22 protein-coding genes and 3 pseudogenes are annotated in these 25,150 nt (G+C 41.9%); 21 read left to right on the top strand and 4 right to left on the bottom strand.

Going from position 1 to position 25,150, the window contains the following annotated elements:
- Nucleotides 1–37 precede the first annotated feature (37 nt).
- Nucleotides 38–301, bottom strand: coding sequence for a SemiSWEET family transporter (locus tag O3605_RS02375; RefSeq protein ID WP_003012241.1), 264 nt, complete (start codon nt 299–301; stop codon nt 38–40).
- 286 nt (nt 302–587) lie between these two features.
- Between O3605_RS02375 and O3605_RS02370 the strand changes: the two genes are divergently transcribed.
- The 9 genes and pseudogenes from O3605_RS02370 (at nt 588) to O3605_RS02330 (ending at nt 8,225) form a co-directional block, all read left to right on the top strand.
- Nucleotides 588–845, top strand: a complete 258-nt coding sequence (locus O3605_RS02370) for a SemiSWEET family transporter (RefSeq protein WP_123159466.1) — start codon at nt 588–590, stop codon at nt 843–845.
- Nucleotides 846–1,104: 259 nt separating this feature from the next.
- Nucleotides 1,105–1,482 carry a YbgA family protein gene (locus O3605_RS02365; RefSeq protein WP_371585175.1) on the top strand — a complete coding sequence of 126 codons (378 nt, stop codon included), beginning with the start codon at nt 1,105–1,107 and terminating at the stop codon, nt 1,480–1,482.
- Nucleotides 1,483–1,849, top strand: a pseudogene (locus tag O3605_RS02360) (TIGR02328 family protein).
- A 126-nt stretch (nt 1,850–1,975) separates the two neighbouring features.
- Entirely contained in the window at nt 1,976–2,314 is a 339-nt protein-coding gene (locus O3605_RS02355; RefSeq protein ID WP_371585174.1) for a nucleotide pyrophosphohydrolase, read from the top strand.
- Nucleotides 2,311–4,040 (top strand): annotated as a pseudogene (locus O3605_RS02350) (DNA/RNA helicase domain-containing protein). Before O3605_RS02355 ends, O3605_RS02350 begins: the two are co-directional and overlap by 4 nt.
- An 81-nt stretch (nt 4,041–4,121) precedes the next feature.
- A pseudogene (locus O3605_RS02345) lies at nt 4,122–4,997 on the top strand (Rpn family recombination-promoting nuclease/putative transposase).
- A 153-nt stretch (nt 4,998–5,150) separates the two neighbouring features.
- Nucleotides 5,151–6,074, top strand: coding sequence for an L-lactate dehydrogenase (locus O3605_RS02340; RefSeq protein WP_003006122.1), 924 nt, complete (start codon nt 5,151–5,153; stop codon nt 6,072–6,074).
- A gap of 248 nt (nt 6,075–6,322) precedes the next feature.
- Nucleotides 6,323–7,381, top strand: coding sequence for an Rpn family recombination-promoting nuclease/putative transposase (locus tag O3605_RS02335; protein WP_371585173.1), 1,059 nt, complete (start codon nt 6,323–6,325; stop codon nt 7,379–7,381).
- Nucleotides 7,382–7,685: 304 nt separating this feature from the next.
- Complete coding sequence (locus O3605_RS02330) at nt 7,686–8,225, top strand: NADPH-dependent FMN reductase (RefSeq protein ID WP_003016745.1); 540 nt, start codon at nt 7,686–7,688, stop codon at nt 8,223–8,225.
- Between the two features lie 30 nt (nt 8,226–8,255).
- Here the strand turns inward: O3605_RS02330 and O3605_RS02325 are convergent, their stop codons facing one another.
- Nucleotides 8,256–8,951, bottom strand: a complete 696-nt coding sequence (locus O3605_RS02325; RefSeq protein ID WP_371585172.1) for a VIT1/CCC1 transporter family protein — start codon at nt 8,949–8,951, stop codon at nt 8,256–8,258.
- Nucleotides 8,952–9,229: 278 nt separating this feature from the next.
- Complete coding sequence (locus O3605_RS02320; RefSeq protein WP_371469137.1) at nt 9,230–10,624, bottom strand: MFS transporter; 1,395 nt, start codon at nt 10,622–10,624, stop codon at nt 9,230–9,232.
- A gap of 320 nt (nt 10,625–10,944) precedes the next feature.
- On the opposite strand from O3605_RS02320, the gene O3605_RS02315 reads away from it, so the two are divergent.
- From O3605_RS02315 to O3605_RS02290, 6 genes are all read left to right on the top strand, one after another.
- On the top strand, nt 10,945–12,237 hold the full coding sequence (locus O3605_RS02315; RefSeq protein WP_371585171.1) for a PTS transporter subunit EIIC: 1,293 nt from the start codon (nt 10,945–10,947) through the stop codon (nt 12,235–12,237).
- Nucleotides 12,224–13,081, top strand: a complete 858-nt coding sequence (locus O3605_RS02310) for an alpha/beta hydrolase (RefSeq protein ID WP_371585170.1) — start codon at nt 12,224–12,226, stop codon at nt 13,079–13,081. The genes O3605_RS02315 and O3605_RS02310 overlap by 14 nt, the downstream gene beginning before the upstream one ends.
- An 83-nt stretch (nt 13,082–13,164) precedes the next feature.
- Nucleotides 13,165–14,283, top strand: a complete 1,119-nt coding sequence (locus O3605_RS02305) for a DUF4767 domain-containing protein (protein ID WP_371585169.1) — start codon at nt 13,165–13,167, stop codon at nt 14,281–14,283.
- A 358-nt stretch (nt 14,284–14,641) separates the two neighbouring features.
- Entirely contained in the window at nt 14,642–15,199 is a 558-nt protein-coding gene (locus tag O3605_RS02300; RefSeq protein WP_003016742.1) for a hypothetical protein, read from the top strand.
- Nucleotides 15,200–15,374: 175 nt separating this feature from the next.
- The gene (locus tag O3605_RS02295; protein WP_155198970.1) at nt 15,375–16,142 is read left to right on the top strand and encodes an ABC transporter ATP-binding protein; all 768 of its coding nucleotides are present in this window, start codon (nt 15,375–15,377) and stop codon (nt 16,140–16,142) included.
- Complete coding sequence (locus O3605_RS02290) at nt 16,135–18,138, top strand: FtsX-like permease family protein (RefSeq protein WP_371585182.1); 2,004 nt, start codon at nt 16,135–16,137, stop codon at nt 18,136–18,138. The genes O3605_RS02295 and O3605_RS02290 overlap by 8 nt, the downstream gene beginning before the upstream one ends.
- A 99-nt stretch (nt 18,139–18,237) precedes the next feature.
- On the opposite strand, the gene O3605_RS02285 is transcribed toward O3605_RS02290, so the two are convergent.
- Complete coding sequence (locus O3605_RS02285; protein WP_371585168.1) at nt 18,238–20,202, bottom strand: peptide ABC transporter substrate-binding protein; 1,965 nt, start codon at nt 20,200–20,202, stop codon at nt 18,238–18,240.
- 259 nt (nt 20,203–20,461) lie between these two features.
- Between O3605_RS02285 and O3605_RS02280 the strand changes: the two genes are divergently transcribed.
- The 6 genes from O3605_RS02280 to O3605_RS02255 all read left to right on the top strand — a co-directional run bounded on the left by O3605_RS02280 (nt 20,462) and on the right by O3605_RS02255 (nt 24,913).
- A complete protein-coding gene (locus O3605_RS02280; RefSeq protein WP_003016719.1) occupies nt 20,462–20,791 on the top strand; it encodes a PadR family transcriptional regulator in 330 nt (109 codons plus the stop codon).
- Entirely contained in the window at nt 20,785–21,585 is an 801-nt protein-coding gene (locus tag O3605_RS02275; protein WP_301355210.1) for a hypothetical protein, read from the top strand. Before O3605_RS02280 ends, O3605_RS02275 begins: the two co-directional genes overlap by 7 nt.
- Nucleotides 21,582–22,412, top strand: a complete 831-nt coding sequence (locus O3605_RS02270; RefSeq protein WP_301355211.1) for a hypothetical protein — start codon at nt 21,582–21,584, stop codon at nt 22,410–22,412. The genes O3605_RS02275 and O3605_RS02270 overlap by 4 nt, the downstream gene beginning before the upstream one ends.
- A gap of 77 nt (nt 22,413–22,489) precedes the next feature.
- On the top strand, nt 22,490–23,881 hold the full coding sequence (locus O3605_RS02265) for an APC family permease (RefSeq protein WP_371585167.1): 1,392 nt from the start codon (nt 22,490–22,492) through the stop codon (nt 23,879–23,881).
- 104 nt (nt 23,882–23,985) lie between these two features.
- Complete coding sequence (locus O3605_RS02260; RefSeq protein WP_000141913.1) at nt 23,986–24,222, top strand: DUF2829 domain-containing protein; 237 nt, start codon at nt 23,986–23,988, stop codon at nt 24,220–24,222.
- On the top strand, nt 24,215–24,913 hold the full coding sequence (locus tag O3605_RS02255; protein WP_371585166.1) for a 3-oxoacyl-ACP reductase: 699 nt from the start codon (nt 24,215–24,217) through the stop codon (nt 24,911–24,913). Before O3605_RS02260 ends, O3605_RS02255 begins: the two co-directional genes overlap by 8 nt.
- Nucleotides 24,914–25,150 lie beyond the last annotated feature (237 nt).

Below are 25,150 nucleotides of genomic sequence, written 5' to 3'. Positions count from 1 at the left end.
ACTGAACCCGTAGAGTTCAGTCTTTGTTCACTTTCTATTAAAGTGATGTAAGGAAAGTCAATCCCCCTAGGATGACACCTGCCGAATTCGGAATGATCAAAATCCAGTCTTTTTTAGGTTCCTTTGTCCAACCATAAATGACCCAGATCAAGCAAGAAATAGCAGCTGACAAGGGTTGGAAAGGTTGGGCCTTGTTTCCCTGTAAATTAGCAATAATTTGTGGGATGTAGGCAATGAAAACGATAATCCCAATAAAGGCACCGATCGAGCCAACGATTTGGTTGATTTTTTGTTTATTCATAAAATTTTACCTCTGTGTATTAAAATAGCATAAGTAGGAAGATAATGCAATTAATTTGCATGCTATTCAAGATGAAAATGATTATATTTGCAAAAAAATTAGACAAAGTGTCTAAAATAATTACTAGAGAGAAGACTCTCTCGAAAAGAAATCCATCTTCCTGCAAAATCACAAGATTGTGACACTTTACAGTTCGGTAACATTTGTAAAAAGGACTTGAATTTGTAAAGGACAAAAGGTAGAATAGTGCATACTTAAAAAAAGAAAAGGAAATGGTAGTTTCAAAATGAATGAAAAACAAATGAAAATTCTTGGTTGGGTTGCGACTTTTATGTCTGTGATGATGTATGTGTCTTACTTCCCACAAATCATGGATAACCTCGCAGGTCACAAAGGGAACTTTATTCAACCCCTTGTCGCAGCCATCAACTGTAGCCTTTGGGTTTACTACGGACTCTTCAAAAAAGAACGCGATATTCCACTTGCTGCAGCCAATGCACCAGGGATCGTCTTTGGTTTGATCACAGCCATCACAGCCTTGTAATCAATGAAAGAGAGAGTGGGACAGAAATTGGTAATTCGTTAGAATTCGATTTCGTCGTCCCACCTCCGCACAGTTGAGTAGGGTTGTAAAAGCTGATGAAATCAGCGTAGTAGAGCCCACTCAACCACTGCGTCTTGCTCGACAATCTAAAGACAATTGAGAGGCCAGGACTTTTGTCCCAGCCTCTTTTTGATGGAATGAAGCATTTCCATGGTATAATGGGAGGACTATTCATAGAGAAGATCAAAAGGAGACACGAGTGGATCAAAAACATCACTGCCAAGTCCTATGGGCAAAAAATAAATACCTGGTGCTGAGTCATTCCAGCAACATTTACAAGGAAATCCGGGAATACCTCAAGCAAGACCAGGTGGAGGTCAGCCACGTCGAGGACCTGATCCAGCAAGCGCTGGCCTTGCCGGAAAATCGTGGCCAGGTCTCCAATGCCTTTCAGCATATCTGGGGCTATTTCAAAAAGCAGGCGACTCCTGAGGAAAAGGCAGACTTTATGCTACTACTTGAGAAATACCAGCATGGCCAAGGTAGCCAAGAGGATCTCATCAAGGGGATCCAAACGCTCCTAGAGTGCTATCCTAATCGCTATTTACAAGACTCGACCCTACTAGGAGGTCAATAGATGAGACTGTGGCACCAAGACCTGATTAGCAAACTCCCTCGTCCCCAGCTCCTCGGCCAACATCGGGAATGCTGCGCCCTTCGAGGTAATGGCTGGGGCAAGAAGCACGCGACGGTCAACTATGTCTTTGACTACTCGCCCTATCGCCTCTATGCCTATCACCGCCTGATCATGGAGGAGATGACCGCTCGTGGCTACAAGGTCAGTCCAGAGTGGTGGGAGCCGACCTATCGAGGCAAAACCTGCCCAGCCTATCCCAGAGCTGAAAGAAGAAGCCTTGAGCACCCCTATCTATCCCGAGCATCAGGACACTTACCTCCAAGAATGCCTAGACAATCTAGCAGAAAAAGGGATTCAACTCGACTAAGAAAAAACGGACCAGACCAGGTTCGTTTTTTTGCGCGAATAACTAACAAAATGCTTTGAAAGCGTTAATTTCTTTCCCAAACATGCTATAATAATAGGAGATTATGCACAGGAAAAGGATAGACGGATGAAAGATTTAATCAATTTAATTAATCAATTTAGAGATGAACGTGACTGGAGAAAGTTTCATAATGAAAAAGATTTGGCTATTTCGATTTCAATAGAAGCAAGCGAATTATTGGAACTTTTTCAATGGAAACAATCAGATGAGGTAGTTGAAAAGTCACTACAAGAAATCAGAGAAGAGCTTGCAGATGTTTTTATGTATTCTTTTATGCTTGCAGATAATTTAAATCTGGATGTAGAAGAAATTATAAAAGAGAAAATAAAAATTAATGCAAAAAAATATCCTGTAGAATTAAGTAAAGGAAATAACAAAAAATATACGGACTTGGAGAAAAAATGAGTAACATTCAATCACCCGTAGTCATAGAAATCGACTATTCAAGTCGAACATTTGATCAATTAAAAGAAACGATTGCACCAAAACATTCTAAGCTCATTTTTGATTACCCAACTGTATACATCGTAAATGATGAGAATAAAAATAAGTATAGTGTCTATGTTGGAGAAACAACAGATATTATTCGAAGAACAAATCAACACTTATCAGATGATATAAAGAAGAACCGAGAAGATTGGCGACAATTTGAAAAATCTAAAACTTCTAAAATGTTTGTCATTGGGCATAACCATTTTAATAAATCATTGACATTGGATATTGAGAATAGATTAATGCTCTATCTTTCAAGTGTTGAAAAGGTTGAACGTGTTCAAAATAGAAGAGGGAATCCTCAAAATCAATACTATACTTCTGAGGAATTGGACGAGATTTTTTCAAAGATTTGGAGAAGCCTAAATAGGAAAAACCACTATTTATTCCCAGCAGAAAGCTTTATTCGAAATTCAGCGATATTTAAATCCTCTCCATTTCACAAGTTAACGGATGAACAAGTAAAGGCCAAAAATGAAATATTGCTAAAAATCACCTCCGTTATCAGTAGAAATGAAACAGGAGTTTTAATTTTAGTAAAGGGTGATGCTGGTGCAGGAAAAACAGTTTTGATGAGTTCTCTCGTCGATGATTTATTGAATTCTGAAGATATTCAAATGATTCGTGAAAACAATGATATCAATTTGGTTGTGAATCATGATGACCAACTCAGTGTTTACCAAGAAATTGAGAAAAAATTGGAATGGAAGAGTGGATCAAATATTAATGTTGTGATGAAACCAACTCAATTTTTGAATGCTCTGAAAAAAGAAAATAGAGATGCTGGAATTGTAGTGGTAGATGAAGGCCATTTATTATTGACTGCAAAAAATCAAGCTTATTTAGGTGGGAATCATTTAAATGATTTACTTGCTAAATCAAAAGTAGTCGTCCTTGTTTATGATGAGAACCAGATTATGAACAAATCTCAAATATGGACAGATGATTCTTTCTTAAATTTAGAACACGAGGCAAATCTAAAGGGAAATCTCATTACACTACATAATCAAATGCGTATCCATGCAACAAAAGAAACAGTTGAGTGGATAAGAAATCTGATTGATGTTGGAGTTGTGAATGAGGTTCCAATTGATAATGATTATGATATTAGAGTTTTTGACTCCCCTGAGGAACTACAAAAAGCAATCATGAAAAAGATGAAGATCAGAATTTAGGGATTTCACGCTTAACAGCAACCTATGATTGGGAATATAGTAGTATGTCGAAACCTACGGATTCGGAATATTGGTGTGTTCGTATCGGGGCCTGGTCTTGTCCATGGAACAGACAACTTGCAAAAGATAGAAAATCTAAAAACTTATCCTGGATAGAGCAACCTCAAACGATTCATGAAATTGGCTCAACGTTTACTGTTCAGGGATTTGACCTAAATTATGTGGGAGTCATCATTGGTCCCTCAGTAAAATATAGAGATGGTAAAATTATTTTTGATATAAGTGAAAGTAAAAATAAAAGTGCTGTCCAAAACAGAAAACTTGATTCTGGTGAAATGATAAACTATGGAGAAACATTATTACGAAATGAGTTAAATGTTTTGTTAACCCGTGGAGTTAATGGTCTGTACATCTATGCGGTTGATGAAGAACTCCAAAATGCTTTAAAAAATGCGACAAAATAAGATGCTTCTTATTCCCAAATTTTTTTCGAATTATAGAAGTAGAGGGACTTTCCCTCTATTTTTTATAGAAAAGGAGCAGGGATGCAAAAGAGACATGCGCATGTATCGCCGACCTTGGATATTATGGCTAAGAAGATTTTTAGTTTGCCTGAGGTGACGGCCACATTTATTCGAGACATTTTGGAGCTAGATGTGGCGGACGCTCAGATTGTGGAATGAAGCCAGCCCCACAGCATGGCCTATGAGGAGGATGACTTGTTCTCCACTGCGGTGGATGTAAGAGCTAAGCTCCACGACGGGGCTGAGGTGATCATCGAGATCCAGATTCGCAAGCAGCAGTATTTCTTGAATCGGTTCCATTACTATTTGGCCAATCAGCTGGTGGAAAATGTGCAAAAACTGCGCCAGCAAGGTCAGACACATAAGATGTATGAGCAGATGGAGCCCGTCTACGGGATTGCGATTTTGGAGAAGTCGCTCTTACTAGATGAAGAGGCTGCCATCAATAAATACTGGCTGACTAATAGCAGGTCTGGCAAGCAACTTAAGGCCTATTATAAAAATGGCAAGCACCAAAATCTTTTGCAGGTTGCCTTTTTAGAGCTAGACAAGTATAATAAAGATGAGAACCTGACAGATGCAGGCAGACAGTGGTTGGAGTTTTTTGGGAATCTTCCCTTCACAAAAGCTCCCAGTCAAGCCGTTGCCCACGCAGATTCATTATTAGATTCATCTAGCTGGACCAAGGAGGAGAAGACCATGATAGACGAGCGTATTCGTATTCAAGAAAATTATGATATGACCCTGGAGACGGCTATAGACGAAGCGCGTGAAGAAGGTCTGGAACAAGGTCGTAAACAGTTGGTATGCGAGATGATCTCACGAGGAATGACACCTGATCTGATATCAGAGATGACAGGTTTGTCGCTTGAAGAGATTGAGACTCTTCTTTCCTGAGTCGTTAAAAGAGGCAGTGCCTCTTTTCTTTTTTGAAAAAACTTGAAAATTTTCCCATTTTTTCAATCCGCCTTTCTAGAATTGTGGTAGAATAGAGTCAACAAAGAGCTATCCTCACCAACAGTGTGATCGATACTAGAAAAGAGGATTCTGATGACAAGAAAAATTGGTATTATTGGTTTGGGGCATGTGGGTGCCACCTTGGCCCACAGCATGATTTTGAAACACACCTGTGATCACTTGGTCTTGATTGATACCAATGAGAAAAAGGTTAAGGCAGATGCCTTGGATTTCTGTGATACGGTTGCCAATACAGGGTATCCGGTTCATATCACGGTCAATGACTACGCGGCTTTAAAAGATGCGGATGTCGTGGTGTCGACTCTTGGAAATATTGAGTTGCAGGCTAATAACACTGATGACCGTTTTGCAGAGCTTCCCTTTTCCAGTAAGCAAGTGGTGCAAGTAGCGCGTGATCTGAAGGCTTCTGGTTTTAGCGGGGTCTTATTGGTAGTGACCAATCCGGTCGATGCCGTTACTCAACTCTATCAACAATATACTGGCCTTCCAAAAGAGCAGGTGATTGGGACAGGGACGTTACTGGATACAGCTCGGATGAAGCGTGCAGTCGCTGATCGTTTGCAGGTTTCTCCTGCTAGTGTATCAGGTTACAACCTCGGTGAGCACGGAAATTCTCAATTTGTTGCTTGGAGTCAGGTCCGTGTCAAGGGACACGCTATTACCGATCTCTTCTCTCAAGAAGAGCTTGATGCTATCAACTACGAGTCCTTGCGCGGTGGCCACACGGTTTTCTTTGGCAAATTCTATACTAATTTTGGGATTGCTGCGGCAGCCCAACGCCTGGCAGAAGCTGTGATCAATGATAGCCACGAGGAAATGCCTGTGTCTAACTATCGTCCAGAATATGGAACCTATCTTGGCTATCCAGCAATTGTAGGTCGAAAAGGAATTCTTGAACGATTGGATTTGCATTTGACAGAAGAAGAAAAAGAAAAATTGCTCCATTCAGCCGAAACCATCAAAGAAAATACACGAAAAGGATTGGAGCATGCATAAAAGCAAGAGGCTGGGACAAAAGTCCTAGCCTCTCAATTATTTTTGGATTGTCAAGCAAGACGCAGTGGTTGAGTGGGCTCTACTACGCTGATTTCATCAGCTTTTACAGCCCTACTCAACTGTGCGGAGGTGGGACGACGAAATCAAATTCTAACGAATTACCGATTTCTGTCCCACTCTCATTTTCTGCAATTTTTTCGAATGGTATAAGTGAGGGGATTCCCTATACGAAATCATTGGAGGTTGCTATGAAGAAACGACACGAGTATGTATCGCCCACCTTGGATTTAATGGCGAAAAAGATTTTTAGTCTGCCGGATGTGACAGCCAAATTTATCCGCGAAGTATTGGATCTGCCAGTAGAGTCCGTTGAGATTTTAGAAGGAGACCAAATCCATGAGCAAGGGTTTTTAGGAGATCTTCCTTTTGAAACATCCGTTGATGTGAGAGCAAGACTAGATAGTGGGCTTGAAGTGATCATTGAGATTCAAGTTTTGAAGCAAGAGTATTTCCTGAATCGTTTCCACTATTATTTAGCCAATCAACTGGTAGAAAATGTCCAACGCAAGCGAAAGAAAGGGGCAACCCATTCTATGTACCAGGAGCTGGAGCCGGTCTATGGGATCGCTATCCTGGAGCGAAGTATTTTTCCTCATTTAGATTCACCCGTCAATGTCTATGAAATGCGCCATACAGTAGACGGGACACCTCTTTATAGCTCTCGAAAGGATGGAGTAGTTCATAATATGTTAAAGGTTGCCTTTTTAGAGTTGGATAAGTATAATGAAAGTAGAGATACGGAGTTGAATGCTCACTGGAGACAATGGCTTGAATTTTTTGGTAATCGCCCATTCAGTCATCAACCAGATCAAGTGATCGAGCAGGCAGAATCACTCCTAATCCCATCAAATTGGACAAGGGAGGAAAAAGAAATGATTGATGAACGGATTCGTATCAGAGAAAATTGGGAAATGAGCATGGATACCTTTCGGAAAGAACAACTGGAAGCAGGTTTTCAGAAAGGGTTGAAAAAAGGTCTTGAACAAGGTCTCGAACAAGGTCTCGAGCGTGGACTCGAGCAGGGATTAGAACAAGGACTCGAACAAGGTCTCGAACAGGGATTAGAGCAGGGATTAGAACAAGGCAGACAAGAAGGCATGGAACTGGGAGTTCAAGCTGGTCAGCAGTCTCTGATTCAGAAACTATCTTTGAAGGGGATGAGTATCGAGATGATTGCTGAAATGACGGATTTATCCAGCGAATCCATCAAAAAAATGTTGGCTACGGATTTGTCTAACGAGGAGTAGTAGCGAGAACAGAATTTTGGGATTGAGAATTACCTTGCTGAGAAAAAAATAGTTCTAAAATGGATTGTAAAGATCTCTGGGAGTCGTTTTTCTTGGATGTTGATCCTCTACAGATTTATACGGTTATGATTTATTGAAGGTTGGAAACTTTTATCCAACCTTTTTTTCTCACTCCTCTTGGCCCATCCTTAGTGAAATGGAATAAAAGTTTAAAATGTCCGAGTTGTAATCCTTGACATTACATTATGATCGTGTATAATAGCTATTGTAACAAAAAATCTTACAACAGAAAGAGGAAACAACTATGAAAAACATTTTATTTATCGTCGGTTCTCTTCGTCAAGGATCTTTTAACCACCAAATGGCTAAGAAAGCAGAAAGCCTTCTGGAAGGAAAAGCAACGGTGACTTACTTGGACTACAAGGACATTCCAATGATGAACCAAGATTTGGAAACACCAACCTTGCCAGCTGTACAAGCAGCGCGTGATGCGGTTCTTGCTGCGGATGCCATCTGGATCTTCTCGCCAGTTTATAACTTTGCGATTCCAGGTGTAGTGAAAAACCTGATCGACTGGCTTAGCCGTGCCCTTGACCTGTCAGAAACTCGTGGTCCATCTGCCCTTCAAGATAAGATCGTAACGGTTTCTTCAGTAGCCAATGCCGGACACGAACCAATGTTTGCGGCATACCAAGCGCTTTTGCCATTCGTTCGAACTCAAGTAGTTGGAGAGTTCACTGGAACAACCGTTAACCCAGAAGCTTGGGGAACAGGTGAATTAATCTTGACAGATGAAGCGGTCGCAGGACTGGAAAAACAAGCACAAGCCTTATTAGAAGCATAAGAAAAAGCTGAGACAAAATTCTCAGCTTTTTTAGATACTAAAGAGTTGTCCGAAGAAGTAAGTCACACACATGGTGAGAAGGCCAATGATCAGGTTGCGAAGCATGGCTTGCTTGGTTGGTGCTTTTCCCAGTTTTGCACTGGTATAGCCAGTGAAGATCAAGGATAGTCCAACAACGAAGACCGTCACCGGAATGCGATAGGCAGCTGGAAAGAGGATGATAGAGAGCATTGGAGGAAGGGAACCAACCGAAAAAGCAAGGAAGCTAGATGCAGCAGCATGCCAAGGATTGGTAAACTCCTCATATTCGATACCATATTTCTCTTCGACTAGGGCTTTGAGGGGATGTTTCAGAAAGGCCCGTTCTGTCAAAATCTTTGCGGAAGTTTCGCATTCTCCATTTTGAAGATAAGCGTGGTAGAGAGATTCTCTAGCTAACTTTGGATCGCGATCCAACAAGGCTTGTTCGCGGTTAACAGCGGCTTCTTCCGTGTCTTTTTGAGTGGAAACTGAGACATATTCACCGCCCGCCATCGAAAAGGCACCTGCCAGAATCGCTGATAAGCCAGAAAGGAAAATGATCCAGATGTTTGAGGTGGCACTGGCTACCCCAATCACCACTCCAGCGATAGAAATGATTCCATCATTGGCACCGAGAACAGCAGCCCTCAAGATATTCAAGCGATCGCTAAATGACTCATCTACTCCATGTTTCATTTCAGTCATACAATGTCTCCTTTATCTTGTTTAGAATGATTATAAATAAAATACAAAAAGAAAGCAAGGATTTTAACTCAAATGATAAAAGTTAGATAAATTAATAGAATTTTTTAGTTGTAATATTTGGCATTACAAGCAAAAGAGAAAGAATAGGGTATACACCTATCCAAGCAAGATTTATTTAGCAGAAGTGGCATAATTTTTGAAGATCCTGATGGCATTGTCACACGGGTCAGAAAAGGATAACAAAAAAACAGCAAATTGCTGTTTTCTGATGAGAAAAATTAATTCGTATCTTGTTCTTTCCCAACAACCCAAAATAAGAGAAGGAGTTGGAAGATGCCCAAGGCAAATAAGACCATAAAACCGTTGCGACTTCCTTTAGCAGTGGCTTGAGTAAAGTCCATCTTTTGATTAGCTTGGCTCATGGCAACAATCAGCGAAGCCAGTGTTGTTCCGACAGCACCTGCAAATTGTTGCAAGGTGTTAAAAATCGCGTTCGCATCAGGTTGCTCTTCCAGAGAGAGTTGTTTTTGTCCGTTGGTCATGATATTGCCAAAGGCCAGTCCCATACCGGTCATAAAGATCATGTAAAAGATGAGAATCAAGCCATTTGTCAGCTTCAGTCCAAAGAGAGTAAAGTGGAAATGGGCCAGAAGAATTAAAGTAGCTCCAAGGAGAATCGGTATACGGGCTCCTAGTTTATCTAGAATGAGACCGGAGAAGGGAGCAAAACCAGCCCCAATGATGGCTCCTGGAAGCAGCATCAAGGCTGCAAGCGTGGTACTCGAGTGGTTGACCAATTGGACATAATTGGGCAAGAGGAAACTCATGGCCAGAGAGCCTAATTGGAAGGTGAAAAAGGCAAGAACATGGCCAGTGAGGAGATGGTTCTTTAAGATGGCAAGGTTGATAATGGGAGTCTCTAACTGATTAGACCGCCGAACTAAGAGAACCAGTCCCAAGAACCCGATCACCAGCCAACCAAAAACAGAAAAACTAAAGAAAGCATGATCAGAAAGACCATGAATACCTAGAATCAAGCCTAAAAATGAAGCAATAATGGCAAGAAGGCTCATGATATCAAGCGTTTCTCGCTTGACTTTACTGATTTGTTCAATGGAGCGAAGTCCTGCAACTAGCGAAGCTAGAAGGATCGGGAATTGAACCAAAAAGATGGACCGCCAACCGAAGTTAGCCGTCAAGAGACCACCGACAGTAGGCCCAATGGCTGGTGCAATGGCTGTAATTAGGGTACCCACTCCCATCATGAGACCGATCTTGCGTTTTGGGACCTGCTCTAAAATGATATTAAACATTAGAGGAAGGGCAAAACCAACCCCCATTCCTTGGACCAATCGACCCAGAACCACAAAGCCAAAACTTGGAGCAAGGAAGTCGATAAGAACACCTAAAACAGAGAGAAGATTTCCAACTAAAAAGATGGACTTCATTTTAAAAGAGCGTTTGAGATAAGCAGACAAGGGGACCACACAGGCAACCACTAGAAGATAGATGGTCGTAACCCACTGGACGGTTGCAGTATTGATTTCAAATTCCTTCATCAATATTGGGAAGGTGATATTCATAGCGGTTTCCCCAGCCACCCCGCAAAAGGAAAGGATCCCTGTTGCAAAAATAGCATACAGGACCTTGGCTGAAATTTTTTCTTGTGACATCGGTGTCTGATTCCTCCTAAATCTTCCTAAAGATATGGACTATGGTATAAAAATCATGGTTACGATCTGATTTTCCGTCAGCTCCAATCGCTATGAGCATAGCAAGACCTACGGCAACCTGATCCATCGTTTTGTTAGCTAACAAATAGTATAGAGGAAATGAAGACCCCTGTCAAAGAGTTTTTGAAAAGTTTTGAAAATATTAACAGCATTCTCAACTGATGACGTCTCTACAAACGAAAGGAAAGGCTCGCCAGTATGGTATAATAAGAAGAAAGTAAGCAACGTGAATAAGTCAATCAACTCGGACAGGAGGCCCCATGACCAAGTATTTAGTCCAGAAGTTTTTCTGGTTACGAGAAAAAAGTTTGATTCAAATTTCCCAGAAGACCCTGGTTTCCTTATTTCCTTTTTTCCTATTTTCAGGGATCATTCGGGTGATCGCTCTATCGGTCTTCTCCGATCGAGGCTATATCCATCAGCTCTTTTCGATGGATAGCTGGTTGCCGAGGGATCAAGCTATTAGTCAAGTTCTTATCAAATTTTCCAAATTTTTAGGAGGTCTAGCTGGGCCTTTAGCGACTTACTTCGCTGGAAAATACACAGCTGGGCACTACGGTAGAAGTACAGGGACAGCAGGTGTCACCGCTCTTTTGGTCAGCTTGATTGTAGGGTCACAGGAATTGTTGGTAGGCCCTCTCCATGAGGGGCAACTGACGCGCATCAACTTACCTGCGACGACCAATATCCTCTTAGCCATTGTTTTAGGCTATCTAATCGGACAGATCTTTCGGCTATCTAAAGCCAGTGACGATCAGATTGTGGACAAAGACTTTATCTATCAGCCCAAGACTGTGCGTCCCATTTTCTTGTCCTTGGTTCTAGGGGTTAGCCTCAATCTTCTTTTGGTTCTCGGGAACCAATTTAATATTTTTCAGACTATCCAACAGTTCTTGGCTTCTATCACGGTAAGCAGTCATCATCTCTTATCCACCTTCGTCATGGGTCTTTTTAGTAGCCTATCTGCTTGGTTTGGTAATAGTCAATCCTTTGCCTTGAACTCAATTGCGGATGATAGCTTTGCTTTGGAAAATCTGACCTACGCTGTGACCCATCATTCAACGACAGGTATTCCACATCTCTATACCTTGACCAATTTGTACCGCAGTTTTGGCATGGTAGCTGGAATTGGTGCAGTTCTAGCCTTATTGGTAGCGATCCTGCTGGTTTCACGAAGTCAAAAGGACAAGAAAGTCAGCCTTCTCAGTCTGTTTCCAAGTCTCTTTAACAATGGGGCTTCTTTCATGGTAGGGATACCGGTCCTTCTCAACCTACTTTATGTGATTCCTTTCTTATTAATCCCTTTGGTGAATATGGGAATAGCAGCTGTAGCTTTGTGCTTCAAGCTGATGCCAGCAGCCGTCTATCCGGTGCCAGATGGGACTCCTAGCCTTCTCTATGCCTTTATTGGAACGGGAGGAAGTCTGAGAGCCTTAGCTGTCAGTATATTTTGTTTTACCGTCGATGTGCTCCTTTATCTACCATTTGTCCGCATGGGAAATCGTATTCGAAAAGATTTAAAAGTGAAAGGAGAAAGCGATGAAACAATCTAAAAAAACAGCCATCGTCCTCACTTTGGTCAGTCTTTTCTTGATCGCTTTAGCCATTCCTTCTTATAGCTGGACTCGGACGAATGTTTCAAAAATCGAGAAATTTTATAATTCAAAATTGTCTCCCATCATCATGATCCCGGGAAGCTCTGCGACAGAGAACCGCTTTGATGGCTTGGTGACCAAGCTCAACCAAGACCGCCAAGGAACCAAACACAGTCTACTTAAGGTTAAGGTTTGGAATGATGGGCATATCACCTATAGTGGTAGTATTGATGCCAAGGACAATGAGCCGGTAATTGTGGTTGGTTTTGAAAATAACAAAGATGGCTATAGCAATATTAAAAAGCAAGCCAAACTATTTAATCAAGCCTTTGAAGCCCTTCAAGAAAAATACAATTTTAATAATTTTAAGGGCTTGGGTCATTCCAACGGTGGCTTGATTTATACAGCCTTTATTGAAAATTATCTAGGGGATTATGAGGTGGATCTCAAGACCCTTATGACCATCGGAACTCCCTACAATTTCACGGAGACCAATATCAAAAATAAATCTGAGATGTTGGCCGATTTTATCAAGGGAAAAGAAGCTATCCCCACAACCCTTCATATGTATTCAGTAGCAGGGACTATTACCTATGATTCAGATGAGTTGGTCCCGGATGCCAGTGTCTCTGCTGGGAAATATATCTACCAAAACCAAGCAGCTAGCTACACGGAGATTACAGTGACGGGGGAAGATGCTCAGCACTCAGACCTTCCAACCAATGATGAGGTGGTTGCCTTGGTGAAAGAGCATATTGAAAGTCAAGCGGATCGTCGAGCCAAACCAAATAAAATAAACTAAGTGTGAAGAAGGGATTCCTTCCTCACCTTTTTTTTAGTATAATAAAGTTTAGTATGAAAATAAGGGAGACTATAGGAAATCAGATGAAAAGAAAAAAATGGATGCAATTGGGCTTAGTGGCTTCCAGTATGGTCATGTTAACAGGATGTTACCAGAGATACCAACGCCAGTCCAGTCCTAAAAAAGAGGCTGCAAGTAGCCAGACTTCAGCAAAAAAACACGCGAAAAAGGCAGATAACAAACAATTATACCAGTCTGTTTTTTCAGACTACCAAAAGATTTTTGCCACTTCCAAAGAGTTAGATGCCATTTCCAAATTGAATGATGAATTAGCCAAAGAAGATCGGATGATCAATAGCTGGGTGATCGAGACGGTGATCAATCAGCCAGAAGCCGTTCATTATGCCTTTAAGGACTTAAATAACGATGGGGTAGAGGAGATGATCATCGCCAATCAGCAGACCGATGGAAGCTACTTTGTGACAGGAGTTTATTACCTCAAGAACCAAAAACCGACTCTGCTAGCTGAAGGTTTCGTCGCTGGACACGGTGGAGCGCGCAATGCGACGACCCTCTATAAGGGAGGAGAAGTCTTAGAAGTCAGCTGGTTGTCAGGAACTGGCCGTGGTGTAGCCGTTCTCTCACGGATAGAAAAGGTGCCTCAAGCCGCGACCAAAGTCCAGGAAGAAGAAGTCCAAGTACCGGGGTCAGATCTGAATGCCCTCTTTGGAAAATCGGACGAGGAAAAATTGGATCTCAAGAGTTTTGACTGGCAAACTTTTGACAGCACACCATCAGCGGGAAATAGCCAAAGCCAGGGAAAAACGCCTTGGAATGCTGAAAAATCAGCAAAATTAGCAGAATTTATGAAGAGCTGGGGTGAAAAACTGGGTCAACCCAACTATCAAAAAGGCATTGCTGGTGGTGATGTTGGACCAGACAACCTCTACAGTCTAGGGGAAAATAGCAAGATGGATGCCATTTATACAGATACTGGTCAGGGAAATGCAAAATACCGCATCGTAGAACGTTATAGTAATTGGGACAAGTATCCAGATGTGCATAGTTATTTCTTTGCCATTACAGATACGGGAGAAGCCATTGTCTTTCATTCTCCAACGACCAATGGTGGGAAGATGTATCTAAAACCAACGGACAACAAGGAACTTCAAGAAGAGTTCAATCAATTACTTCATCATTGAAAAAAAGAAACAGGAGCGAAATCTTGTTTCACACATTTTGTGCACTTTTGCAGTTAAAAGGCAAATAAATATGTTAGAAACTTCCTTTAATACCTCGATGTAGTTCTTTAAACGATCAGCTACGGGCTTATTCGGTTATTTCAAGCATTCATCAAAGATTGGACGTTTTGTCTAATCTTTTATTTTATTCGCGGAATGAATAAAAATATATTTTCTGTTTTTTGTGAATCGGACGGAAAAATATGTTAAGAGTTAGTGATAAAAGCCGGTATAAAAAGGATTGAGTACATAAAATATTTGACAATAAAAAGATTTCATTTTAAAATATAATTAATCAATATCTATAGGAGAAAAAATTATGAAAAAACTTCTTACAGCGGGCGTGGCTCTCTTATCAGTTGCAACGTTAGCAGCATGTTCTGGTAAAACTGCTTCGGAATCATCTAGCAAAGATGCAAAGGCTTCTTCTAGTAAGGTAGAAAAATCATCTACTTCAGAAAGCAAATCAAGCAGTTCATCAAAATCATCTAAATCAGCAACTTCTTCAACAAATATCCCTGAAATTGTATTGTTGACAGATGAAGAAATTGACAGTGCAAAAACAATCGGAGATATGAAGAATCTTTATAGCAAATTAGTTGAAAGCTATAAGAAATATGCGCAAGATATTGGCCAACAAATTCCAGAGGCTCAGAGAGATGCGTATACTCAACAAGTAGATCCAGCTATTAAGGCCTTGGATGAATCAAAAACTCAATTTGATACGATGCTTTCAAGCGTAGGTCCTGATAGTACGACTGTTCCTGAACAAGGACGTACGACTTTCTTACAACAAGTGAAAACATCTCGTGATGCAATGAAACAAGCTCTTGAAAGTGCATATAAAATGGTTGCACCGTATACATCGGCTCAGTAATAAAAGAATGAAATAGGTTAGGACCTCAAGTCCTAGCCTATTTTTGCTTTCTTACAAAAATGTAAGAAATAAAGGGTAAAATGTAAGGTTATGTTATGGTGAAAGCGTTTCAGTTTTAGTACAATAGACTTGTAAAAAACGATTGAAGCTTTTTCGAGCTAGAAAGGAATGGACCATGACCCTACTAGACGTTCAACATATCAAAAAAATCTACAAAACCCGCTTTCAAGGGACGCAGGTTGAAGCCTTAAAGGATATCCATTTTACCGTTGAGAAGGGCGAATACGTGGCCATCATGGGGGAATCAGGATCCGGGAAATCCACCCTCCTCAATATCCTGGCCATGCTGGACCAGCCGACCGAAGGACGGGTCTACCTCAATGGCACCGATACCTCAACCATCAAAAACAAGGACGCATCGAGCTTCCGCCGGGAAAAACTAGGCTTTGTCTTTCAAGACTTCAATCTGCTTGATACCTTGTCTGTCAAGGACAATATCCTCTTGCCACTGGTCCTCTCTCGCAGACCGGTCAAGGAAATGATGAGCAAGGTCGATAGCGTGAGTCGGGAGTTGGGCATCCACCAACTGCTTGAAAAATATCCCTACGAGATCTCTGGGGGTCAAAAGCAACGGGTGGCAGTAGCGCGGGCCATCATCACCTCACCAGAAATCCTCCTGGCCGATGAGCCAACAGGGGCGCTGGATTCCAAGTCTTCGGCAGCACTGCTGGACGTCTTTGAAGATATCAACACTATGGGCCAAACCATTCTCATGGTGACTCACTCAACCGCAGCAGCAGCGCGTGCCAAGCGCGTGCTCTTTATCAAGGACGGGATTCTTTACAATCAGATCTTCCGCGGGGAAAAGACGGAGCGTCAGATGTTCCAAGAAATCTCAGATACTCTGACGGTCATGGCGGGTAAGGAGGATCATGATGTTTAAATTAACAAGTAAATTAGCTCTTTCCAACCTCAAACAAAATCGCAAGCTCTATTATCCCTTTGCCTTGGCTGTTATTTTAACGACCATGATCCTTTATAGTTTTATCGCCTTGGCAACGACCCCTCATTTAGAGAATTCTTACGGAGGGAGAACGGCGAGAACGGTTCTTGGTTTTGGTACTTTCGTCGTCCAGCTGGTCGTCATCATTCTAGTGGCTTATGCCAATGGCTATGTCATGAAAAATCGTTCCAAAGAACTGGGACTCTACAGTGTTTTGGGAATGGAGAAGAAGCACCTCCTCGTCATGACCTTATGGGAATTGCTTATCTTCTATATTCTCACAGTTGGCGCGGGACTGGGTTTGGGGCTCTTATTTGATCCCTTGATTTTTGCCCTGCTCTTAAAATGTATGGGGCTTCCAGTCGTCATTCAATCAACCTTCCAGATAGGGGCTGTTCTTAACACTTTACTTGGGTTAGCCTTAGCTTTTGGCCTCATTCTTTTGTTGAATTCTTTCCGCCTCTTGCGCTACAGTTCTCTTCATCTTATGCAGCAAAAGAAAGCAGGAGAGAAGAAGGGAAGATTCTTGCTGGTCCAAACTCTTTTAGGTCTAGGGCTCTTAGGAATTGCTTTCTATTTGGCGCTAACAGCGGAGCGTCCGGTTGCGGCTGTCCAAGGATTCTTTATTGCTGTCATTTTGGTCATTCTGGCGACTTATCTCTTATTCAACGCAGGCTCCATTACCTTCTTAAGATTTCTCAAAAGTCGGAAATCCTACTATTACAAGCCAGAGAATTTTATATCCGTCTCTAACTTAATAGCTCGGATGCGAAAAAATGCAGCGGGTCTTGCGACGATTAGTATTCTATCCACCATGGTTTTGGTCACCTTAACCGGGTCGCTTAATATCTTTGTTGGAGGGAAAAACTACCTAGATACTGTTTACCCTTCTGATTACATGATTAGTGTGGGGCATATGCCTTCAGATGCTGAAACAGAACCGGTTATCAAGGATGTTCAAGCTATTATTCAGAAAACAGCCGATGCAACACATCTATCAGATTATCAGGTGGCTCAAACAACATACTGGTCGGCTGAAATTCGAAAGATTGATGGAAAGATCTTAGAGGTGAATGATCAGTCCACTCCATCAACTGGTCAGGAGTTGAAGTCAGAAGGAACAGTCTACTTTTTTGATCAGGCGACTTATGAGCAACTGACCGGTCAAAAAGTTGTGCTTGGGGAAAATGAAATCCTAGCCTATGGTTATCAGTATCCTGGAAGATTAGACGCGCAATTAGAAATCAATGGGAAGACCTTCACGATTAAACAAAAATTAGATTCCAATTTTATCCAAGGGAAAATCCCCCAAATCGCCCTGTTTCAACATCAAATGGGCTTGCACCTTGTCCTCCCTGACTTGAACCAACTGGGACTAAAAGTTGATAAAAATTTGGAATTCTCTATTACTGCTAAAAATAAAGATAACCAAGATTTTATTTCTAGCTTGATCAAAGAGCTGTATTCGACAGACAAAATGAGTCAATATGGTGCGACTCTTTTTGGTGGATATGAACGATACAGCATAGAGAAAGAGTGGCGTGAATCAGCAGGGACTCTCCTCTTTATCGGGATTTTCCTATCTGTGATCTTTCTATTGGCTACGGTTCTCGTGATTTACTACAAACAGATTTCAGAGGGCTATGAGGATCGAGATAATTTTGTGATCTTGCAACAAGTAGGATTGGACGAAAAGCAAACGTCCAACACTATTCGCAAACAGATACTCACCGTCTTTTTCCTTCCTTTATTCTTCTCCTTCCTGTACCTAGGAGTGGCCTACAAGATGATTGCAAAAATCGTTGCCATCCTAGGAGCGACAAATGCGGGATTGGTCCTTCAAACAACTCTTTCCATTTGTGCTGTCTTCTTCATCTCTTATGTTCTCGTCTTTCTTCTGACTTCTAGAAGTTATCGGAAGATTGTCGTGAGATAGCGTTCGAGTCTATAAAAGATTAGAAATAAGATGAAACATACAACATTTTGTTAGCACAAAAAACACCGAGGATCAAATCCTCGGTGTTTTCTTTCGTGATTACTTCACATGTTTTGCAAGTTCTTCTTGCGCTTTTTTGTTTGATTCTTCTTTTTCTTTCAACCAATTCTTATAAGCTTTTTCGTAGTCAGCAGTTGTGACTGTCTTATCTTGAAGTTTTTGGTATTTATAGAAGTTTGAATCTCCCTTGATACCGATTGAAGAACGAGCGCCTGAGAATGGTGTTACCTTCGTGATAGATGGAACTCCACCCTTAGAGTAGATTGGAAGAACAATTGCATTTTCTGTTAACCATGCTTGAGCAGCAGCGTATTTTTCATAACGTGCATTGGTATCCAATTTTTCAGCATTGGCAGCATCCAACAATGCTTTGTACTCGTTCAAACCAATTTTCTCGATGAGCGCTTGGTCTTTCTTAGGATCAAGTCCCATACCAGTCAAGGTTGAACCATCTGTTGGGTTCAAGATATCCAAGTAAGTAGATGGGTCTTGGAAGTCAGGTCCCCAACCAGTGATATCCATGTCAAAGTCTTTTTGGTCTGGTGATTGGGCGAAGTAAGTAGCGTTGTCTGCATCGTCTGTAGACAATTTTTGTACATCGATCACGACATTGTCTTTACCAAGAGCTGTTTCAATAGAACTCTTCATAGAGTCTGCTTGTTGGACAAGAGCATTAGAAGATTGGTCTACGACATAGTCGATATGGATTGGGAATTGAACACCTTGTGATTGCAATTCAGCCTTCGCTTTTTCAAGTTCCGCTTTGGCTTTATCCGCATTATGCAAGCTATCTTGAGCATCTGCGAAGCTAACACCTTTCCACTCATCTCCTGTTGCGGCAAGTTTTTCTTCAACGAGAGTACCGAAGTCTTTCCCGTCTGCTTGCACAAATGTCGGTGGAACTAGAAGGGTACGTAGAGTTTTTGATGCTCCGTCTTTCCCGTTAACTTGAGCGCTGTAAGAAGTTCTGTCTAAAGCAAAGTTCAAAGCTTGACGGAAGTTTTTGTTTTGAAGGGCTGTCTTGGTGCTGTTCTTTTGCTCATCAGATGTCTTCTTCGTATGGCCGTAATTTTGACGGTTGACGTTGAAGTAAGCGTAGTAAACAGTAGAATCTTGTGGGGAATAAACGATGTTATCCTTGAATTTCTTCTCAATCGTACTGTAGGTTGAGCTTGTTGGGAAGAGACGAGCAGTAGATAGGTTCCCATCTGAGAAATTACGGGCAAGGTAGTCTTGGTCGGAACCATCGAAGTAAGTTAATTTAACGGTATCGATGTGAACATTTTTCTTGTCGTAGTATTCAGGGTTCTTTTCCAATTCGATTTGTGATTTTGAAGTGAAGGACTTCAAAATGTAGGCCCCGTTGTAGAGGATCCCATTTGGTTTCACGCTACCGAAATCTTTCCCAGCTGATTCCAAGAATTTTTCATTAACTGGCATCATGGTAGCAGTCGTCAATTTAGAATTCCAGAAAGATTCAGGTTGGTTCAAAGTATATTGAAGAGTATGATCATCAACAGCTTTGACTCCAACAGTTGAGAAGTCTTTGGTTTTCCCGTTTACATAGTCATCCAATCCTTTGACTGAGTTTTGAACCAAGTAAAGAGCATCAGATTTTTTATCTGCTACATATTTCAGAGATGTCACGAAATCTTTTGCAGTGACGTCAGCGTATTCATTTCCTTCTGAATCATACCACTTCGCGTCTTTTCGAAGCTTGTAGGTATAAGTCAGACCGTCTTTTGAAACGGACCAGTCTTCAGCAAGAGCAGGCACTAAGTTACCGTATTGATCGTTTTCAAACAAACCATCGACCAAGTTGGTTGTAATGTCGCTTGTAGTTGAACGATTTGAAGTCAAATAGTTCAAGGAATCAGGGTCTGTACCATACACGTAGTTGTAGGTCGTCCCTTTTGACGCATTAGAAGATGAGCCACATGCAGCAAGGAAAAGCGTTGAAGCCGCGGCGACACCTGCTAAAAGAGCAAGCTTCGATTTTTTCATATTCGTGTCTCCTTTTGAATAATTTAAATTATTATACTCCAATCAATCTACAAAATAAAGTGTTTTTTGAACTTTTTTTGTATATTTACACACGAGTATACAGAGAAACCTTGATTTTAAGGGATTTTTAAGGAATAAAAATTTTTTTGAAAAATTTACTATTATGCTTTACATACTAGCTTGGAAAGAGTATACTGATAGTGAAACAGCTAGTATGTAAAACAAACTAGTAAAAAATGTGAAGAAAGAGGTGAGAAGGATGAAAGAGTCCCAATTACTAAAGGGAGTCTTGGAGGGCTGTGTGCTGGAGATTATTTCTAAAAAGGCTATCTATGGCTATGAATTGATCCAAAGTCTCAAAGAGATGGGATTTGATAAGATTGTCGCTGGGACCATTTATCCCCTGCTTCAAAAATTAGAAAAACAAGGGGTTATTCATGGGGAAATGAGGCCGTCTCCAGATGGTCCCGATCGTAAGTATTTTTCACTCAGTGATGCTGGAAGAGAGCGCTTAGGGGAATTTTGGGACCAGTGGCAGGAGCTAGTCACAAAAGTAGAACGTATCAAGAAGGATGGAGAAGAATGGTAGAAAGTTATACAGAAAAAATGTCAGATGAATTGAGTCATCTAAACAAAGAGGATCAAGTCTATGTGAAAAAAATGGTGGCCTATATTGGGGCCAAGTCCTATTTTTATGATGATGAAGCGCTCGGTGAACAACTCTACAATATGGTTTGCGACCTGAAAGTTGCTGAAAAAGAAGGCATTCGGGCGGTGGATTATTTTGGAAAGGATCCACGAGCGATGGTGGATCAAGTTCTTTCAGATTTGCCTAAACGCTCTTTAGGATCTTATGTGGGACTAGTTTTTATACTTGGAGTGATCTTGGTTGGCATGCGTTATTTAATGGATTTTACCTGGATGACACCACTGAAAATCGAACCTTTAACCTATGTTGTCATTCTACTCAATTTCTTGGTGTTCAGCCAGTTCATCACGTGGCTTTGGTCCAAACAGAGCTATGGTGAAATGGAGTGGTCTTGGGCTATGTTTATCAGTGTGATCAGCCTGATGGTGTTTCTGAACATCGTACGACTATTTTCGATCCATTTTGGCCACATTGGGAGTATCCTCTTGTCAGATGGTTGGGGGATTGCTCTTGCTGTCTTAGTCTTACTTGGGTTTGCAGTTATGGCCTATAGAAGCAGGGAGCGTTTGATGTCGAGTCTACTAGTCATGGGCCTGACTTTCTTAGTTACTGGATGCTGGATTCGTCTTGTGAATCAGGAAACTGCTCATTTAATAGGCTGGCTCCTTCCTCTCATGGGACTAGTCCTGACCCTTGTTGTATTTTGTCTCCAAAGAAAGAAGGAAGAAGCATGAAATCAGCAATGTATTTTGAAGAAACGCAGGCCTTGATGCAAACCTTTAGCCAAGAGGATCAAGTTTATTTCCAAGATCTCTGGGATTATTTCAATCTTGCAGGTTTCTTATATGAGGAGAAAGCCTTAAGAGAGCAGGTCTATAATCTAGCACTTGACTTTTCGCAAGCAAGCGGAGATGGCCTCACGGCAAAGGATTATTTTGGCCTTGATCCAAAGGGAATGGCAGACCAAATCATCGAAAATATGCCCAAAGAATCGACGCGGTCTGTTTTGAAATATGGGGCTATCTTTTCAGGTATTGTGATTTTTTATCGCCTCCTAAGTGATTTTGCTTCTCAAGCGGTCCTTGTGCTCAAGCCACTAGTCTATTTAACCGACATCATTTTGGGACTCCTAGCTGTTGGGATAATCTTCTATCTCCTTCGTCGCCTCATTTTTGCGGAAGAAAAAGCGAAAAAAGCAATTTATGTAGCATTGGTTCTAGTTCTAGGATTCTATTTTGTTGGTGAAATAGTGGGGGTCCGTTTCTTGCCAGCTCTTGCATGGTTTGTAGTCCCTAGTCCTTGGGATGCTCTTCTCATGACAGGGTCTAGCGGAGCTCTCATTCTTTGGCAATGGAAAGAAGAGTTTGGACGAGCTTTCATCTTTCCTATCGTCGCCTTTTTAGTGGTTGGATTCTTACATCGCTGGACCTTGGCACAAGGAGTTCAGAATCTTGGTATGACGGTTCTTCTGCCCACAGTGATCATCGTCTTTGGGTTGGTTATTTATTATTGGTTTACGATTCGTGCTTTGAAAAAGAATAGGACGGAAAGTGATAAATAGTAAGAAAAGGGGGAAAAAGAGTCTCCCCTTTCTTGTCCAAGTATGATAGAATAAACTCATTAGATGGGAGAATATGCATGAATCTATTTCGAAAAAAGGGACTTGGGCAAGTACACCCCGGTCTAAATCGCCATTTACGTTTATGGGATTTGATTATTTTAGGAATTGGTGCCATGGTGGGGACAGGGATCTTCACGATTACTGGGACTGCAGCCGCGAATTTAGCTGGTCCAGCCTTGATCATTTCGATTGTGATTGCGGCTTTTTGCGTTGGCTTATCTGGCCTTTTCTTTGCTGAATTTGCGTCTCGCATCCCTTCAACTGGTGGGGCCTATAGTTACCTCTATGCCATCTTTGGAGAGTTTCCAGCCTGGATTGCCGGTTGGTTGACCGTGATGGAATTTATGACAGCTGTATCAGGGGTGGCTTCAGGTTGGGTCGCGTATTTCAAGGGCTTGTTGGCCAATCTTGGCTGGAGCCTGCCGACGGCTTTAAACGGGACTTTTGATCCAGCTAAGGGAACTTATGTGGATCTCTTGCCTATTTTGGTCATGGTCCTCGTCACAGCCTTAGTTCTTATGAATGCAAAAGCGGTTTTACGCTTTAATTCCCTGCTGGTCTTACTCAAGTTTTCTGCTCTTGCCTTGTTTATCCTTGTCGGGATTTTTCATCTAAACCCTGGCAACTGGGCAAACTTTGCCCCTTATGGATTTGGCGAAATCTATGGTGGTCAGACAGGGATTATGGCTGGAGCTTCGCTCATGTTCTTTGCCTTTCTTGGTTTTGAGTCCATTTCCATGGCGGTCGACGAAATCAAGGAACCACAAAAGAACGTTCCTCGCGGCATTGTCCTTAGTCTTTTGATCACAACGGTTCTTTATATTTTGGTCACCCTGGTTTTGACCGGTATGGTTCCTTTTAAGAACTTAAATGTAGATGATGCAGTAGCCTTTGCCCTCCGTCAGGTAGGAGCCGGCTGGGCTGGGAATTATGTATCACTGGTCGCTATTTTGACCCTGATTACCGTCTGCATTTCCATGACCTTTGCCCTCTCACGGATGATATACAGTTTGGCGCGGGATGGGCTCTTGCCAAAAGCTATGAAACAGCTCGATCCAAAAACTAGAATTCCCAAAAATGCAACACTAGTAGCTGGCTCGATGGCTGCCATTGCTGGTGGAGTCTTCCCGCTAGCCAGTATCGCTTCCTTCTTAAATATCTGTACCTTGGCTTACCTGGTTATGTTGGCCTTTGCCCTCTTGAAATTGCGTAAGGAACACGGGGCCCCTGGACCTGGTGAATTTAAAACGCCCTTGGTTCCAGTCTTGCCAATCCTATCGATTGTGGTCTGTCTGTCCTTTATGACCCAGTATTCCCTATCGACCTGGCTGGCCTTCGGAGTTGCTCTCTTGATCGGGGTTGGAATTTATTTCGGTTATGGGTATCGCCATTCAGAAGAAAATCAATAAAAGATGAAAGCTAGAGTAGTAGAACTCTGGCTTTTTACATAGAGAAAGCTCTTTTTTTGGTATAATAAAGGGAGAAAGTTAACTAGATAACAAAGGAGAACATCATGACATTTGAAGAGATTTTACCAGGCTTAAAGGCTAAGAAAAAATATGTACGTACAGGTTGGGGTGGAGCTGAGAACTATGTGCAGCTTTTTGATACCATCGAGCAAAATGGAGTGGCTCTAGAAGTGACGCCTTATTTCCTCATTAACGTTTCTGGTGAAGGGGAAGGCTTCTCTATGTGGAGTCCAACCCCTTGTGATGTCTTAGCGACAGATTGGGTGGAAGTCCATGACTAAAAGAGTCTTGATTACAGGCGTGAGTTCCGGGATTGGTCTGGCTCAAGCTCGCCTCTTTCTAGAAAAGGGCTACCAGGTCTATGGAGTGGACCAGGGAGCGGATCCTCAGTTAGCAGATGGTTTTCACTTCTTGCAACGGGACTTAACTCTTGATTTGACGCCGATTTTCGACTGGTGTCCTGAGGTAGATGTCTTGTGTAATACGGCTGGGGTCTTGGATGATTACAAACCGCTTCTTGAGCAAAGTGCTCAGGAGATTCAGGAGATTTTTGAGATTAACTATGTGACTCCGGTGGAGCTGACACGGCATTATCTGACTCAAATGTTGGAGAAGAAGCGAGGTATCATCATCAATATGTGCTCCATTGCATCTAGTCTAGCTGGTGGAGGCGGTCACGCTTATACTTCCTCCAAGCATGCTCTAGCGGGCTTTACCAAGCAGTTGGCCCTGGATTATGCAGAAGCTGGGATTCAGGTCTTTGGGATTGCTCCTGGGGCTGTCAAAACAGGCATGACGGCAGCTGACTTTGAACCTGGTGGCTTGGCTGACTGGGTAGCCAGTGAAACCCCCATCAAACGCTGGATAGAGCCAGAGGAAGTGGCAGAAGTTAGCCTCTTTTTGGCTAGCGGGAAGGCGTCTGCTATGCAAGGGCAAATCCTGACGATTGATGGTGGCTGGAGTTTGAAGTAGGAGGATGAAAAAGCAAGAGTTGAAATCTTGCTAAGAAATGTAATTGTTTTTTCCTTACTGAAAGAGGATCAAACCTAGGTGAACAATTAAGTTAGGACAGTGGTGAGACAGGTATTTACCTCTATGCTAAAGAAGATCTTACTGAACGAAATTAAACCTACCAGAGTGATCAGGATGAATCAGATTTCTTTATGATTGGTCACGATGGAGATCTAGCCTATTTCACCAAAAAAAGAC

This window comes from Streptococcus sp. 27098_8_99 (assembly GCF_041431935.1).
Lineage (GTDB): Bacteria > Bacillota > Bacilli > Lactobacillales > Streptococcaceae > Streptococcus > Streptococcus parasanguinis_D.
Note: the sequence above shows the minus strand (reverse complement) of the source record. Positions and strands in the feature narration are given on the sequence as shown.